The 15841-nt window shown below is 68.1% G+C and carries 10 protein-coding genes; 6 read left to right on the top strand and 4 right to left on the bottom strand.

All coding sequences use genetic code 11. The features are described 5' to 3' along the window. Positions 1 to 4 precede the first annotated feature (4 nt). Positions 5 to 2392, top strand: coding sequence for a CHASE2 domain-containing protein (locus HWX09_RS02210; RefSeq protein WP_027784225.1), 2388 nt, complete (start codon positions 5 to 7; stop codon positions 2390 to 2392). A gap of 37 nt (positions 2393 to 2429) precedes the next feature. Next, a complete protein-coding gene (locus HWX09_RS02205; protein ID WP_027784226.1) occupies positions 2430 to 3044 on the top strand; it encodes a DUF4136 domain-containing protein in 615 nt (204 codons plus the stop codon). 51 nt (positions 3045 to 3095) lie between these two features. Here the strand turns inward: HWX09_RS02205 and galU are convergent, their stop codons facing one another. Together galU and HWX09_RS02195 are read right to left on the bottom strand one after the other, a co-directional pair. Beyond that, on the bottom strand, positions 3096 to 3980 hold the full coding sequence (gene galU / locus HWX09_RS02200; protein ID WP_027784227.1) for a UTP--glucose-1-phosphate uridylyltransferase GalU: 885 nt from the start codon (positions 3978 to 3980) through the stop codon (positions 3096 to 3098). Positions 3981 to 4067: 87 nt separating this feature from the next. Further along, positions 4068 to 6935, bottom strand: coding sequence for a valine--tRNA ligase (locus HWX09_RS02195; RefSeq protein WP_027784228.1), 2868 nt, complete (start codon positions 6933 to 6935; stop codon positions 4068 to 4070). Between the two features lie 225 nt (positions 6936 to 7160). On the opposite strand from HWX09_RS02195, the gene HWX09_RS02190 reads away from it, so the two are divergent. Beyond that, positions 7161 to 9524, top strand: a complete 2364-nt coding sequence (locus tag HWX09_RS02190; RefSeq protein ID WP_027784229.1) for a UvrD-helicase domain-containing protein — start codon at positions 7161 to 7163, stop codon at positions 9522 to 9524. Next, positions 9521 to 10318, top strand: coding sequence for a 5'-methylthioadenosine/adenosylhomocysteine nucleosidase (locus HWX09_RS02185; RefSeq protein WP_027784230.1), 798 nt, complete (start codon positions 9521 to 9523; stop codon positions 10316 to 10318). Before HWX09_RS02190 ends, HWX09_RS02185 begins: the two co-directional genes overlap by 4 nt. A gap of 78 nt (positions 10319 to 10396) precedes the next feature. Here HWX09_RS02185 and HWX09_RS02180 read toward each other — a convergent pair whose 3' ends face one another. Further along, on the bottom strand, positions 10397 to 11635 hold the full coding sequence (locus HWX09_RS02180) for an MFS transporter (protein WP_027784231.1): 1239 nt from the start codon (positions 11633 to 11635) through the stop codon (positions 10397 to 10399). 401 nt (positions 11636 to 12036) lie between these two features. Here HWX09_RS02180 and HWX09_RS02175 point away from each other — a divergent pair, with 401 nt between their 5' ends. After that, positions 12037 to 13710: a methyl-accepting chemotaxis protein gene (locus HWX09_RS02175; protein WP_027784232.1), complete on the top strand. Its 1674-nt coding sequence runs from the start codon at positions 12037 to 12039 to the stop codon at positions 13708 to 13710. A gap of 181 nt (positions 13711 to 13891) precedes the next feature. Continuing rightward, positions 13892 to 14920 carry an EpsG family protein gene (locus tag HWX09_RS02170; protein WP_175888552.1) on the top strand — a complete coding sequence of 343 codons (1029 nt, stop codon included), beginning with the start codon at positions 13892 to 13894 and terminating at the stop codon, positions 14918 to 14920. Between the two features lie 36 nt (positions 14921 to 14956). Here HWX09_RS02170 and HWX09_RS02165 read toward each other — a convergent pair whose 3' ends face one another. Next, positions 14957 to 15832 (bottom strand): HlyD family secretion protein, encoded by an 876-nt coding sequence (locus HWX09_RS02165; RefSeq protein WP_027784234.1) that lies wholly within the window; start codon positions 15830 to 15832, stop codon positions 14957 to 14959. Between the last annotated feature and the right edge of the window lie 9 nt (positions 15833 to 15841).

Genomic DNA, 15841 nt, shown 5'->3' with positions numbered 1-15841 from the left:
GCGCATGAAACCCGACTCCGTTTCCCCGCGGCGGCGCCTCGGCCGCCGCTTCCTGATCGAATGGATCGCGATCGGCTGCCTCGGGATCGCGGTGATCCTCGCGTGCGCGCTCGGCCGCCTGTCGTCGAGCGTCGACGGGTTGATCTACGACCGGCTGCTGATGCTGCGCAGCCTGCCGCTGTCGCCCGACGTGGTGGTGGTCGACATCGACAACCAGAGCGTGTCCGCGCTCGGCCGCTGGCCGTGGCCGCGCGACGTGCATGCGCGGCTGCTCGACACGCTCGCGCGCGCGCAGCCGGCCGCCGTCGTCTACGACGTGCTGTTTACCGAGCCGTCGCCGGAGGATCGCACGTTCGCGGACGCGATGAGCCGCGTGCCGACCTTCCTGCCGGTGCTGCTGAGCCCCGAGCAGGCGGACGGCACGCGATCGGTCGATCCGCCGGTCGCCGCGCTCGCCGCGCGGGCGACGGGGCTCGGCCATATCAATCTCGAAGTCGATCGCGACGGTATCGTGCGCAGCGTCGCGCTGTTCGAAAGCGACGGCCGCGTGCGCTGGCCGCAACTGATGGTGCCCGTGTACCGCGCGATCCAGGCCGGCCGGCTGCACCCGGTCGGCGGCGTGCCCGGCGCGAACGCGCACGACCTGTCGCGCGATGCGGCGGGCGACGGCCGCTACCTGATTCCGTTCAGCCGCAACACGCCCGCGTATCCGACGCTGTCGTTCGACGACGTGCTCGAAGGGCGCGTGAAGCCCGACGCGCTGCGCGGCAAGATCGTCGTCGTCGGCGTGACGGCATCGGGGCTGTACGATCGCTTCGCGACGCCGGTGTCCGGCGAGTTCGGCCCGCTGGCCGGCGTGTACATCCATGCGAACGTGCTCGACATGCTGGCGACCGGCAGCGCGATCTCGCCCGCGTCGCGCGCGGGATTGTTCATCGCGTCGCTGCTGCCGCTCGCCGTGTTGCTGGGCGGCTTCCTGATGCTGTCGCCGTGGCGCGCGCTGCTGCTGACGCTGAGCCTTGCCGCGCTCGCCGTGCTCGCGAGCGTGGCGCTGCTGTTCGAGGCGCGCATCTGGCTGACGCCGGCGCCCGCGGTCTTCGGGCTGATCGCCGTCTACCCGATCTGGAACTGGCGACGGCTGGAAATGACGATGTCGTACCTGCGCCGCGAGCTGCAGCGGCTCGCCGACGAGCCGCACCTGCTGCCCGAGGCGCCGCGCACGCGCAGCGTCGGCGGCGACGTGCTGGAGCGGCAGATGGCGCTGATGGCGCAGGCCGCGCAGCGCGTGCAGGACATGAAGCGTTTCGTGTGGGACAGCCTCGACAGCATGCCCGAACCGATTTTCGTGACCGACCTCGCCGGCACCGTGCTGATCGCGAACCACGCGGCGAAACGCTACGGGTCGCGGCTCGCGCTGCCGCTGCCGGAAGGGCGGCCGCTGCGCACCGCGCTCGGCGAGCTGACGTTCATGAAGACCGTCGACGGCAACGCCGAACACGACGCGGCGATCCGCGAGCGCTGGCCGGCCGCGCTCGACCCGACGCTCGAGGCCGAGCACGACGCGATGGCGCGCGGCATCGAGGTGCGCGATCGCGACGGGCTCGACCATCTGCTACGCTACGCGGCGTGTACGAACGCGCAAGGGCGCGTGACGGGCTGGATCGCCGGCCTCGTCGACGTGACCGAGCTGCATGCGGCCGAACGGCATCGCGAGGAAGCGCTGCACCTGCTGTCGCACGACATGCGTTCGCCGCAGTCGTCGATCCTTGCGCTGGTCGAGATCGAGCGCGATCGCGTCGAGACCGACACGATGCGCGGGCTGCTCGCGCGGATCGAGCGTTATGCGCACCGCGCGCTGTCGCTCGCCGACGAGTTCGTGCAACTGGCGCGCGCGGAGTCGCAGGCTTACCAGCTGGAAGCGACGAGCCTCGTCGACGTGCTGATCGATGCGAGCGACGAGGTGTGGCCGCAGGCGCAGGCGAAGCACATTCGCATCGAGACCGACGTGGGCGCCGACATGTGCTGGGTGCGCGCGGATCGCTCGCTGATCACGCGCGCATTCGTGAACCTGCTGAACAATGCGGTCAAATACAGTCCGTCCGACACGGTGATCACGTGTACGCTGACGGTCGAGCACGCGTCGAAGCGGATGTTCTGTACGATTCGCGATCAGGGCTACGGCATTGCGCCGGAAGATCAGCGGCATCTGTTCGAGCGTTTCAAGCGATTCCATGCCGGCGAGCGGCCCGACATCCCGGGCTCCGGCCTCGGCATGGTTTTCGTGAAGACGGTCGTCACGCGCCATGGGGGCAGCGTGTCGGTCGACAGCGAAGTGGGTGTCGGCACCGCGGTGACGGTGTCGCTGCCCGCGATCGACGAGCCGTCCGCCTGACAGGGCCGGGCGCGACGGCAGGCATTTGGGGAAAGTCATGAGAAAGCAATGGGCGGCGAGCGCGCTGGCGGCGTCGCTGTTGACGGGTTGCGCCGGCGTGACGAGCGGCGTGAGCGCGGTCGGGCAGCCGAATGCATTCGCATCCGGTGCGCACGGCTACGATTTCGTACGGACGACCGCGCAGGCGGACGACGCCGAGTACCGGCGGATCGAGACGCTCGTACGCGACGAACTCGCGCACCGCGGTTTCGACGCGCAGCCGCTCAAGGACGCGCGTTATCGGCTCTCGATCGCGTATGCGACGCAGCCGGCGGCGGTCGCGACGAGCGCCGACCGGTGCGGCGCGGCCAGCAGCGCATGCGTGACGGTCGACGGGCCGGCGCCGTTCGCGCTGCCGTTCGCGGGCAAGGTATACCGCCACGTGCTGACGCTGCGTTTCGTCGATGCGCAATCGGGTGCCGACGTCTATCGCGTGTCGGCGTCGCTGCGCGATCGCGATCCGGGCACGCAACAGGCCGCGCCGGCGCTCGTCAAGAGCGCGCTGGCGAAGATACCGTTCGGCGACGGCAGCGGCTGGCTCGTCAAGACGAAAAAAGACGACGCGGGCGGGATGCCGGGCGTCGTCTCGGTGAAGCCGGCCGACGCGCGCTGAGCGGTGGCCGGGAGGTGAGGGCGGGCCCGTCGGGGCGCGCCCTTGCCGCGTTCAGACGGTCGGTTGGGCGCCGTCGCGCGTGCGCAGGTACGTCTCGAACTCCGCACCGACTTCCGGGTGGCGCAGCGCGAATTCGACCGTCGCCTTCAGGTAGCCGAGCTTGCTGCCGCAGTCGTAGCGCGTGCCCTGGTACTTGTAGGCCAGCACCTGTTCGTCGGCGAGCAGCGCCTGGATCGCGTCGGTGAGCTGCAGTTCGCCGCCCGCGCCGGGCTTCAGCGCGCGCAGGTGCTCGAAGATCCGCGGTTTCAGGATGTAGCGGCCGACCACGCCGAGGTTCGACGGCGCGACGTCCGGCGCCGGCTTCTCGACGATCGCCGACATCTTGACGATCGACTCTTCCCATTCCTTGCCGTCGACGATCCCGTACGCCTTCGTCTCCGACGGCGGGATCTCTTCGACGCCGATCACCGAGCTGTGATAGTGGTCGAACACGTCGACCATCTGCTTCATCACCGGCGGGTTGCCGTCGAGCAGGTCGTCGGCGAGGATCACCGCGAACGGATTGTCGTTGACGAGCTTTTCCGCGCACAGCACCGCGTGGCCGAGGCCGAGCGCTTCCGGCTGGCGCACGTAGAAGCAGTCGACATGGCTCGGCTTGATGCTGCGCACGAGTTCGAGCAGCTTTTCCTTGCCGCGCGCCTCGAGTTCGGCCTCGACCTCGTACGACTTGTCGAAGTGGTCCTCGATCGCGCGCTTGCTGCGCCCGGTCACGAAGATCATCTCGGTGATGCCCGCGGCGATCGCTTCCTCGACCGCGTACTGGATCAGCGGCTTGTCGACGACCGGCAGCATTTCCTTCGGGCTCGCCTTCGTTGCCGGCAGGAACCGCGTGCCGAGGCCGGCAACGGGGAATACCGCCTTGGTGACTTTCAACATGATCGAACCTTTATTCCTGTAATCGACTTGTCAGACGGTCTATGTTCACGTTCGCATTATAGTGAACGCAAATGACCTTACCGTTTGTTACGCAGGCAACCGATCGAGCTGCGCGCGCAGTTTTTCCAGCGTGCTCTGGAATTCCGCGACGCGTTTCTGCTCCTGTTCGACCACGGCCGGCGGCGCTTTCGCGACGAAAGCCTCGTTGCCGAGCTTCGCGTTGCATTTCGCGATCTCGCCCGTCAGGCGCGCGATTTCCTTCGACAGACGTTCGCGTTCTGCCGCGACGTCGATTTCCACCTTCAGCACCAGCTTGTTCGGGCCGACGATCGCGATCGGCGCGCCGTGCGCTTGCTGGTCGAGCGCCGCTTCGTCTGCGAGGATCTGCACTTCCGACAGGCGCGCGAGCGCCTGCACGTACGGCGCGAACGAGCGCAGGCGCTCGGCGTCGCCGGCCGCGAGCAGCGGCACCTTGGTGGCCGGCGACAGGTTCATCTCGCCGCGCAGGTTACGGCATGCATCGACGATCGCCTTCAGGTCGGCCGCCCACTGCTCGGACGCCTCGTCGATCTTCTGCAGGTTCGCGACCGGATACGCCTGCGTCATCAGCGACGCTTCGCCGTCGGCCTTGCCCTGCGGATAGCGGCCCGCGAGCGGCGCGACCTTCTGCCAGAGCGCTTCGGTGATGAACGGGATGACCGGGTGCGCGAGGCGCAGCACCGTTTCCAGCACGCGCAGCAGCGTGCGGCGCGTCGCGCGCTGCTGTTCCGGCGTGCCGTTCTGGATCTGGACCTTCGCGAGTTCGAGATACCAGTCGCAGTACTCGTCCCACACGAACTTGTAGATGCTGCTCGCGATGTTGTCGAAGCGGTAATCGGCGAAACCCTTCGCGATGTCGGCTTCGGTGCGCTGCAGCAGCGACACGATCCAGCGGTCGGCCGCCGAGAAGTCGAGGTAGCCGCCGGGGCCGCAGTCGCCCGCGCCGCAGACTTCCGGCTTGTCGCTGCCGCAGTCGTGGCCTTCGCAGTTCATCAGCACGAAGCGCGTCGCGTTCCACAGCTTGTTGCAGAAGTTGCGATAGCCTTCGCAGCGCGCGAGGTCGAAGTTCACGTTACGGCCGAGCGTCGCCATCGACGCCATCGTGAAGCGCAGCGCGTCGGTGCCGAACGCGGGGATGCCGTCCGGGAATTCCTTGCGCGTCTTCTTCTCGATGGTCGCGGCCTGCTTCGGGTTCATCAGGCCCGTCGTGCGCTTCGCGACCAGCGCTTCGAGGTCGATGCCGTCGACGATGTCGATCGGGTCGAGCGTGTTGCCCTTGCTCTTCGACATCTTCTGGCCTTCCGCGTCGCGCACGAGGCCGTGCATGTAGACGGTATGGAACGGCACCTTGCCGGTGAAGTGCGTGGTCATCATCACCATCCGGGCGACCCAGAAGAAGATGATGTCGAAGCCGGTGACGAGCACCGACGACGGCAGGAAATGCTTCAGTTCGGGCGTTTCGTTCGGCCAGCCGAGCGACGAGAACGGCACGAGCGCGGACGAAAACCACGTGTCGAGCACGTCTTCGTCGCGCTTGAGCGCACCCGTGTAACCGTTCGCCGCGGCCTGCGCGCGCGCGTCTTCCTCGTTGCGGGCGACGAACACCTCGCCGTTCTCGCCGTACCACGCGGGAATCTGGTGGCCCCACCACAGCTGGCGCGAGATGCACCAGTCCTGGATGTTCTCGAGCCACTGGTAGTAGGTGGTCGTCCAGTTCTCCGGGACGAACTTGATCTGGCCGTCGCGCACCACGTCGAGCGACGTCTCGGTGATCGACTTGCCCGGATTGAACGTGCCTTCCGGCGCCGGCTTCGTCATCGCGACGAACCACTGGTCGGTCAGCAGCGGCTCGATCACGACGCCCGTGCGGTCGCCGCGCGGCACCATCAGCTTGTGCGGCTTCACGGAGTCGAGGAAGCCCTGCGCGTCGAGATCGGCGACGATCGCACGGCGCGCGTCGAAGCGGTCGAGCCCGCGATACTGCTCGGGGCCGTTGTCGTTGATCTTGGCGTCGAGCGTCAGGATCTCGATCGGCGCGAGCTTGTGGCGCAGGCCGACCTGGTAGTCGTTGAAGTCGTGCGCGGGCGTGACCTTCACGACGCCCGTGCCGAACTCGCGGTCGACGTAGTCGTCGGCGATCACCGGAATCTCGCGGCCCGTCAGCGGCAGCGTGACCAGCTTGCCGATCAGGTGCGCGTAACGCTCGTCTTCCGGATGGACCATCAGCGCGACGTCGCCGAGCATCGTCTCGGGACGCGTGGTGGCGACCGTCAGCGAACCCGAGCCGTCGACGAGCGGGTAGCGGATGTGCCACAGGTGGCCGTTTTCCTCTTCGCTGACGACTTCGAGGTCCGACACGGCGGTGAGCAGCACCGGATCCCAGTTGACGAGGCGCTTGCCGCGGTAGATCAGCCCTTGTTCATACAGCGTGACGAACACGTCGCGCACGGCGGCCGACATCTTGTCGTCCATCGTGAAGTATTCGCGCGACCAGTCGGTCGACGCGCCGAGGCGGCGCACCTGGTCGGTGATCGTCGAACCGGATTTCTGCTTCCATTCCCACACGCGCTCGACGAACTTCTCGCGGCCGAGATCGTGGCGCGACACGCCCTGCGCGTCGAGTTGGCGTTCGACGACGATCTGGGTGGCGATCCCCGCGTGGTCGGTGCCCGGCACCCACAGCGTGTTCTCGCCGAGCATCCGGTGATAGCGGGCGAGGCCGTCCATGATCGTCTGGTTGAACGCGTGGCCCATGTGCAGCGTGCCCGTCACGTTCGGCGGCGGCAACTGGATCGCGAAATCGGGGCGGGACGGATCGAATGCCGGGGCGGCATAGCCGCGTTTTTCCCACTCCGGCCCCCATTGGGACTCGATGGTATGGGGCTCGAAGCTCTTCGCAAGCGTGTTGTCGCTCATGTTTGGAAATCTGCCGAAAAATGCGTGAATTGGATGCCGAATCTGATAATTATAAATGGATGCCCATCGGCCAGCCATCGCCTTGCCGGCGCGGGCCGGTCGGCATGCGGCCGCGACGTGCCCGCACGGCGCGTGCGACGCGCGGCCGAACGGATCGGAAACGGTATCGCGCGGCCGACTTATAATGGCGGGTCCGCATTTTTCTCGCCCGTTAGCCGCCGCTCCATGCCCGATCTGCTCGCCAATCTGAACCCCGAACAACACGCCGCCGTCACGTTGCCGAACGAACCGGCGCTGATCCTCGCAGGGGCGGGCAGCGGCAAGACCCGCGTGCTGATCACGCGCATCGCGTGGCTGATCCAGCAGGGCTATGCATCGCCGCCCACCGTGCTCGCCGTCACCTTCACGAACAAGGCCGCGCGCGAGATGATGGCGCGCCTGTCGGCGATGATGCCGATCGACACGCGCGGGATGTGGATCGGTACGTTCCACGGGCTGTGCAACCGGATGCTGCGCACGCACTGGCGCGATGCCGGCCTGCCGCAGACCTTCCAGATCCTCGACACGGCCGACCAGCTGTCCGCGATCAAGCGGCTGATGAAGGCGGCGAACGTCGACGACGAAAAGTACCCGCCGAAGAACGTCCAGTACTTCATCAACAACGCGAAGGAGCAGGGGCTGCGCCCGGACAAGGTCGACGCGACCGACAACTTCAACCGCAAGTTCGTCGAGCTGTACCAGGCATACGACCAGCAGTGCCAGCGCGAAGGCGTCGTCGATTTCCCCGAGCTGCTGCTGCGCTGCTACGAGCTGCTCGCGTACAACGCGCCGCTGCGCGCGCACTATCAGGCGCGCTTCCGGCACATCCTCGTCGACGAGTTCCAGGACACCAACAAGCTGCAGTACGCGTGGCTCAAGATGCTCGCCGGCGGCGAGAACGCGATCTTCGCGGTCGGCGACGACGACCAGTCGATCTACGCATTCCGCGGCGCGAACGTCGGCAACATGCGCGACTTCGAGGATGAATTCCGCGTGCGCAACCTGATCAAGCTCGAGCAGAACTACCGGTCGCACGGCAACATCCTCGACGCGGCGAACCAGCTGATCTCGAACAACGCGCACCGCCTCGGCAAGAACCTGCGCACCGATGCCGGCCACGGCGAGCCCGTGCGCGTGTACGAAGCCAGCACCGACGCGCAGGAGGCCGGCTGGATCGTCGAGGAGATCCGTTCGCTGATCAACACCGGGATGGCGCGCAGCGAAGTGGCCGTTCTGTACCGCAGCAACGCGCAGTCGCGCTCGATCGAGCACACGTTGATGTCGTCGGGCATTCCGTACCGCGTGTACGGCGGCCTACGCTTTTTCGAGCGACAGGAAGTGAAGCACGCGCTCGCGTACCTGCGCCTGATCGACAACCCGAACGACGACACGGCATTCGCGCGCGTCGTCAATTTCCCGACCCGCGGGATCGGCGCGCGCTCGATCGAGCAGCTGGCCGACGCCGCGCGCCTGTACGGCTGCTCGATGGCCGCCGCGATTCCGTACGTGGCCGGCAAGGCCGGCACGAGCCTCGGCGGGTTCGCGAACCTGATCGCGAAGATGCGCGCCGACACGCAGCACATGAACCTGCCCGACACCGTCGAGCACATCGTGCGCGCGAGCGGCCTCGCCGATTTCTACCAGGGCGAGCGCGAAGGCCAGGATCGCCTCGAGAACTTGCAGGAACTCGTGAACGCGGCCACCGCGTTCATCGCCGAGGAAGGCTACGGCCTCGACACGCCGGCCCGCTCGATTCCGCTGCGCGCGGGCGCGATCGCGGCGCCCGAGCTCGGCGCCGCGACGGACGATCCGGCGGTGGACGTGCTCGACCCGGCGTCGCCCGCCGACCCCGCGCAGAACCCCGACACGATGACGCCGCTCGCGGGCTTCCTGTCGCACGCGTCGCTGGAGGCCGGCGACAACCAGGCGCAGGCCGGCCAGGACGCCGTGCAGCTGATGACGGTGCACGCGGCGAAGGGGCTCGAATTCTCGGCCGTGTTCATCACGGGGCTCGAGGAGGGGCTGTTCCCGCACGAGAACAGCGTGCTCGAATCGGACGGCCTCGAGGAAGAGCGCCGGCTGATGTACGTCGCGATCACGCGCGCGAAGGAGCGGCTCTACCTGTCGTTCGCGCAAAGCCGGATGCTGCACGGCCAGACCCGCTACAACGTGCGCTCGCGCTTCTTCGACGAACTGCCGGAGCACGTGCTGAAGTGGTTGACGCCGAAGGTCGAGGCCGGGTCGCGTTGGGGCGGGCGTTCGGACAATGCCGGCTACGGGCGCGACTGGTTCGCGCGGCCGGGCGGCGGCGGCCGCGAGCAGATCGTCGATGCGGCCGTGTCCGCGCCGCTGCCGGCGTTCGCGGACAAGCAGCGCGCGGCCGACGCCGGCTTCCGGGTCGGCCAGCAGGTATTCCATACGAAGTTCGGCGAAGGCACGGTCACCGCGCTCGAAGGCAACGGCACCGATGCGAAGGCGCAGGTGAAGTTCAAGCGCCACGGCGAGAAATGGCTCGCGCTCGCGGTCGCGAAACTGCAGGCGGTGGAATGATGGACGTCGACATGGTCGTTACGCCTGCCGGGCGGCCGCTCGGCATTCTGGCCGCGCTGCCCGAGGAACTCGGCGACCTGATCGCCGCGATGCGCGCCGACGGCGCGATGAAGACGGTCACGCTCGGCCGCCGCGATTATCACGTCGGCACCGTGCACGGTGCCGCCTGCGTCGTCACGCTCGCGCGGGTCGGCAAGGTCGCGGCCGCGGCGACGGTCAGCGCGCTGATCCACGTGTTCGGCGTGTCGGGCGTCGTGTTCACCGGCGTCGCGGGCGGCGTGTCGCGCACGGTGCGGGTCGGCGACGTCGTCGTGGCCGATACGCTGCTGCAGCACGATCTCGACGCGTCGCCGTTCTTTCCGCGCTACGAGGTGCCGCTGCTCGGCATCACGCGTTTCGCGACCGACGCGGCGCTGACGGCCCGCTTGCGGGCTGCGTGCGCGCTGTTCGTCGACGAAGAGGGCGCGCGGTTCGCCGAGCGCTTCGGGCTCGCCGGCGCGGCGCTGCACGCGGGGCTGATCATCAGCGGCGACCGCTTCGTGTCGAGCGAGCAGGAAGTCGTCGCGCTGCGCGACGCGCTGCCGGACGCGCTCGCGGTCGAAATGGAAGGCGCGGCGATCGCGCAGGTATGCGCGGAACACGACGTGCCGTTCGCGCTCGTGCGCACGATCTCCGATACGGCCGACGATCACGCGATGCAGTCGTTCTCGCACTTCCTGTCGGCGATCGCGAGCAGCTATTCGTCCGGCATCCTCAAGCGTTTCCTGACGCTGCACGCGACGACGGCGGCCTGAGGCCGCCGTCGAATTCTCCGTTCGTACCGTTCGTACCGTTCGACCGGCCGCGACGCGCACGCCGCGGCCGGTCGTTCGTCATGCCTTCTTGCGCCGGCTGCTTTCGAGGTTCGGCAGGAACACCGTCAGCACGCCGATCAGCGGCAGGAACGAGCACACCTTGTAGACGAACGGGATGCTCGTCGCGTCCGCGAGCTGGCCGAGCACGGCCGCGCCCACGCCGCCCAGGCCGAACGCGAAGCCGAAGAACAGGCCCGCGACCATCCCGACCTTGCCGGGCATCAGCTCCGTCGCATAGACGAGGATCGCGGCGAACGCCGACGCCAGCACGATGCCGATGATCACGGTCAGCACGGTCGTCCAGAACAGGTTCGCGTACGGCAGCAGCAGCGTGAACGGCGCGACGCCGAGGATCGATACCCAGATCACGTACTTGCGGCCGATCCGGTCGCCGACGGGCCCGCCGATCAGCGTGCCGGCCGCCACCGCCGCGAGGAACACGAACAGGTGGATCTGCGCGGCCTGTACCGACAGGTGGAACTTGTCGATCAGGTAGAACGTGAAATAGCTGTTGATGCTCGCGAGGTAGAAGTACTTCGAGAACACGAGCAGCACCAGCACGCCGATCGCGCCCATCACGCGGCCGCGCGACAGCGTCGGGTGGCCGGCCGATGCGGCCTTCTTCTTCATCGACGGATGCTTCTTGTACCAGTGGCCGATCTGCGTGAGCACGATCATCGCGACGAGGGCGGCCGCGGAGAACCACGCGATGCTGTGCTGGCCGTGCGGAATGATCACGAGCGCGGCGAGCAGCGGCCCGAGCGCGGAGCCCGCATTGCCGCCCACCTGGAACACCGACTGCGCGAGCCCGTGCTGGCCGCCCGACGCCATCCGCGCGACCCGCGACGATTCGGGATGGAACACCGACGAGCCGCAGCCGACGAGCGCGGCGGCCACCAGCAGCATCGGGAAATTCGACGCCACCGACATCAGCAGCAGCCCCGCGAGCGTGAAGCCCATGCCGACCGGCAGCGAGTACGGCTTCGGACGCTTGTCGGTATAGAGGCCGACGAGCGGCTGCAGCAGCGACGCGGTGATCTGGTAAGTCAGCGTGATCAGGCCGATCTGCGCGAACGACAGCGCGAACTGGCTCTTGAGCATCGGGTAGATCGCGAGGATCAACGACTGGATCATGTCGTTGAGCATGTGCGAAAAGCTGATCGCGCCGAGCACCGGATAGACGGTGCGGGCGACGGGCGGTGCGGACGGCTGGGCGGCTGTTGCGCCGGCGGAGCCGGAGTCGAGGCTGGTTTCCATGAGAGCTGAACGAGTTGAGGTGGCTGGCGCGCTCTGTTGGGGACCGGCGCGTTCTGGATCGTTGCTGCGTCAAAGAAGTGTAATGTGGCGTATCGAGAATGTCAGGCCAAGTTTTGTCGTGAATCGGACATTCGTGTGGCGGATCGGCCGGTGCATGCTTTTTTGAACGGGTATAACGCTCGCGGCGTGTCAGCCGCGTCAGCGGGGCGCGCCGGGCCGGGTGGTGTTTTACCGGACTCAAGAAACGGCGGCGCAGGCCGTAGAACGACCCAATGACAACAGGCACGCGGCGCCCGGCACCGGCTACCCGCCGGGCAGGGCGCATGACGCGCGGCATGACCAGCCGTCGCGGGAACGCCGGACCGACCTTTCCGGCAGCGTGATCAATACGGGGTAGATCGATGAAAGCAGCATCTTTGCATCCACCGGCCGGTGCGGCCGCCGCCGCACCCGACGTTGCCGGCGGTCGCGCCGCTCGGCGTGCGCACGCGGCGCGTCGCGCGCGCCGGCCGTGGACCGTCAAGGCGACGTTGCGCGCCGCATTCGCGATCCTGCTGGCCGGCACGCTCGCGATCGGCGTGTTTTCGCTGTGGCAGATCAGCCGCCTGAACGCGTCGATCGCGTCGGTCTACGCGCAGGGGCACGTCGCGAGCCGTGCGGCCGAGGAAGTCCGCGCCGAAGTGCTGCGGGCGAGCCGCGCGCAGAAGATGCTGCTGACCGCGACCACCGCGAAGGAGCGCGACGAGCTCGGCGCCGAGGTGAGCGCGGGGCTCGCGTCGATCGGCCAGGCGCTCGGCACGCTGCAGCGCCATGCGGATCCGGCCGATGCCGGCGATTCGGCGCGGCTGCACGCATTCTCGACGGCGGTCGGCACGTGGAGCACGCATCTGCGCGATTTCGTCACGCTCGTGCGCGCGCAGCCGCTCGACCTGTCGCAGATGAACTGGCAGGTCGGCACGCAGGACGTGTCTCTGCTGGTCGAAACCGGCAAGCTCGAAAAACTCGTCGCCGAACTCGTGAAGACGCGCGGCGAAAAGTCGAAGGCGACGCTCGATGCGTCCGCGACCATTTTTTCGTCGTCGTTCGCGATGATCGCGGCGATGACGGCCGCGCTGATCGTGCTGGCCGTCGCGATCGCCGAGCGCGTCGTGCGGCGCCTCGCGTCGCAGCTCGGCGGCGAGCCCGCGCACGCGAAGGAGATTGCCGCGGACATCGCGCGCGGCGACCTGACGCGGCCGATCACGCTCGCGCGGCACGACCGCGACAGCATGGTGCGCGCGCTGGCGGAGATGCAGACCGGGCTCGCGGCCACCGTGGGCGAGATCGCGGTGAGCGCCGAGGCGATCGCGGCCGCCTCCGGCGAGATCTCCACCGGCAACCTCGACCTGTCGCGGCGTACCGAGCAGCAGGCCGTCGCGCTCGAACGCACCGCGGCCAGCATGGAGCAGCTCACGTCGACCGTACGGCAGAACGCCGAGAACGCGCGGCAGGCGAGCACGCTCGCGGCCAATGCGTCGGCGGTGGCGGAGACGGGCGGCGAGGTCGTCGGGCGCGTGGTCGCGACGATGAGCGAGATCGACGACAGCGCGAAGAACATCCGCGACATCATCGGCACGATCGAGGGGATCGCGTTCCAGACCAACATTCTCGCGTTGAACGCGGCGGTCGAGGCCGCGCGTGCCGGCGAGCAGGGGCGCGGCTTCTCGGTGGTCGCGGGCGAGGTGCGGCTGCTCGCGCAGCGCTCGGCGACCGCGGCGAAGGAGATTCGCGAACTGATCGGCGCGTCGGTCGAGCGCGTGGCGAACGGCGCTGCGCTCGCGCACGACGCGGGCCGCACGATGGGCGACGTGGTACGCGCGGTCAAGCGCGTGACCGACATCATCGGCGAGATCTCGGCGGCGTCGGACGAGCAGAGCGCGGGGATCGACGAGATCGGCCGCGCGGTCACGCAGATGGATGCCGGCACCCAGCAGAACGCGGCGCTCGTCGAGCAGGCGGCCGCAGCCGCGAACGCGCTCGACGAGCAGGCGCAGGCGTTGAAGTCGCTGGTGGGGCGCTTTCGTATCGCGGCCTGAGCCTCGCCGCGTCGCGGGTCGGCCGCCCGTGACGCGCGCAGATCGGCGGCATGCTGTCGATTGGTGACAAACCCGGCAGTCGGCCTGCGCGCAATCCCTTAGAATGCGCGTCCACACAGTTGGGGGCCAGAACCCGCGCGTGTGCACCGACACCCGCGTGCACGCCGAGCGGGTCATAACAATGACAGTGACGATTTACCTTGTCGGGTACCTGGGCATGCTCGCGTCCGCCGCGCTCGGCATGCGCGCACGCGTCGCCGCATGGCGATGGCTTGCGGCGGGCATCGCGCCGGCCGCCACGTTCGCCGTGCTGCGGGGCCAAACGGGCACCGACACGGCGATCTACCGCAATATCATCGCCGGCATCTGGAGCGGAAACCTCAAGGTCGTGCCGCGCACGCTCGAACCGGGCTTCGTGTGGCTCGTGCGCGCGCTCGAATGGGTCGGACACGATCCGCGCGTCGCGACTGCGATTCTGTCGCTGCTGGTCGTCGTCGCGTGCGTCGCCGCGTTCGGCCGGAGTACCGAGGACGCGTGCGTATTCGCCACGCTGATCTTTCCGCTGTTCTTCTACGACATGGCGATGAGCGGGCTGCGCTACGGCATCGCGTTCTGTGTCGCGAAACTCGCGTCGGACGCCTGGGCGCGCAGGCGGCACGGCGCGTCGATCGCATTCACGGCCGCGGCGGCCGGCATGCATGTCTCGGCGGCGCTGCTCGTCGTGTTGCTGCAGGTGGGACGGCTGCGCGTGCTGCGTTATGCGGGGCTGGCCGCCGCGATCGGCGGCGTGTTGTTCGCGATGCATCACGACGCGCTGCTCGCGAAGATCGGCCTCTATGCGGCGTTTACGCCACCCGCGCAGATGTCGGGCAGCGCGCCGCTCGTGCTTGCATGGCTGACGCTCGTGGCCGGCTGGGTGCTGCTTGCGCGCATGCCGCGCACGCTCGTGTTCCTGTTCGTCTGCGAGATCGCGAGCTTTGCGCTCGCGCGGATCAGCTACGCAGGGCTGCGTTTCCAGTGGCTCGTGCTGTTCGCGATGGGCTGCCAGTTCGTGCCGCTGCAGCACGTGCCGCGCATGCGTCGCCGGCACGTGATCGTTGCGCTGACGGTGGTCGGCGCAATCGGCTTTGCGATGCGACTGCGCAACATGTTCGGCGAATACGGGCTCGGCCCGTCGCCGTTCCTGCCTTACCGGTTCTTCTGGGAATGACGTAGCCGGGCGGGGGTGCCCCCTGCCGCGGCGCGATCACGACTTCTTTTGCTGGTCCGGATCGATGATGACCGTGCAGGTCGTGCCCGCCGACAGCACCACGTCGGCCGGCACTTCGTCGATCCTGATGCGCACCGGCACGCGCTGCGCGAGGCGCACCCAGTTGAAGGTCGGGTTCACGTCCGCGACGAGGTCGCGGCTTTGCGGGTTGTCGCGATCGTAGATGCCGCGCGAGATGCTCTCCACGCGGCCCTTCATCACGCCGCCGCTCATCAGCCGCATTTCGGCCGGCGCGCCGATCTTCACGCGCGGCAGCTTGGTTTCCTCGAAGTAGCCGTAGACCCAGAACGAGTGGCTGTCGACGATCGCGAGCTTCGCCTGGCCGGCCACCGCATAGTTGCCCTTGAACGTCTGCAGGTTCGTGATGTAGCCGTCGACCGGTGCCACGACGCGCGTACGTTCGAGGTTGAGCTTCGCGGCGTCGAGCGCGGCGATGGCCTGCTGGTACTGCGCATCGGCGCTCGACGCGCTGTGCGCCGCGTTCTCGCGGTTTTCCTTCGACACGACGAGCGCGTCGAGATCCGCGCGGCGGGCCGCGTCGTCGCGGCGCATCTGCAGTTCCGCGCGACGGGCGGCCACCGCCGCCTGCGCCTGCTCGACCGCGATCTGGTAGTGCGACGGGTCGATCTGCATGATCAGGTCGCCTTTCTTCACGAGCTGGTTGTCATGCACGGGCAGCTCGACGATCGCGCCCGACACGTCCGGCGCGACGTTGACGATCTCGGCGCGCACGCGCCCGTCGCGCGTCCACGGATCGTCCATGTAGTGGACCCACAGCGAGCGCCCGATGAGGATCGCGACGAGAAGGATGACGGCGGTCGCGACGAAGCCGAAGAGTTTTCTGAGCATCATGATGGTTCG

It is taken from the genome of Burkholderia sp. BCC1208 (genome assembly GCF_902833095.1).
Lineage (GTDB): Bacteria > Pseudomonadota > Gammaproteobacteria > Burkholderiales > Burkholderiaceae > Burkholderia.
Note: the sequence above shows the minus strand (reverse complement) of the source record. Positions and strands in the feature narration are given on the sequence as shown.

Excerpts from the sequence above, each read along its gene's own strand:
- HWX09_RS02190 (WP_027784229.1), top strand. The coding sequence starts at position 7,161 with ATGCCCGATCTGCTCGCCAATCTGAACCCCGAACAACACGCCGCCGTC.
- HWX09_RS02195 (WP_027784228.1), bottom strand. The coding sequence starts at position 6,935 with ATGAGCGACAACACGCTTGCGAAGAGCTTCGAGCCCCATACCATCGAG.
- HWX09_RS02175 (WP_027784232.1), top strand. The coding sequence starts at position 12,037 with ATGAAAGCAGCATCTTTGCATCCACCGGCCGGTGCGGCCGCCGCCGCA.
- HWX09_RS02205 (WP_027784226.1), top strand. The coding sequence starts at position 2,430 with ATGAGAAAGCAATGGGCGGCGAGCGCGCTGGCGGCGTCGCTGTTGACG.
- HWX09_RS02180 (WP_027784231.1), bottom strand. The coding sequence starts at position 11,635 with ATGGAAACCAGCCTCGACTCCGGCTCCGCCGGCGCAACAGCCGCCCAG.
- HWX09_RS02185 (WP_027784230.1), top strand. The coding sequence starts at position 9,521 with ATGATGGACGTCGACATGGTCGTTACGCCTGCCGGGCGGCCGCTCGGC.
- HWX09_RS02210 (WP_027784225.1), top strand. The coding sequence starts at position 5 with ATGAAACCCGACTCCGTTTCCCCGCGGCGGCGCCTCGGCCGCCGCTTC.
- HWX09_RS02170 (WP_175888552.1), top strand. The coding sequence starts at position 13,892 with ATGACAGTGACGATTTACCTTGTCGGGTACCTGGGCATGCTCGCGTCC.
- HWX09_RS02165 (WP_027784234.1), bottom strand. The coding sequence starts at position 15,832 with ATGATGCTCAGAAAACTCTTCGGCTTCGTCGCGACCGCCGTCATCCTT.
- galU (WP_027784227.1), bottom strand. The coding sequence starts at position 3,980 with ATGTTGAAAGTCACCAAGGCGGTATTCCCCGTTGCCGGCCTCGGCACG.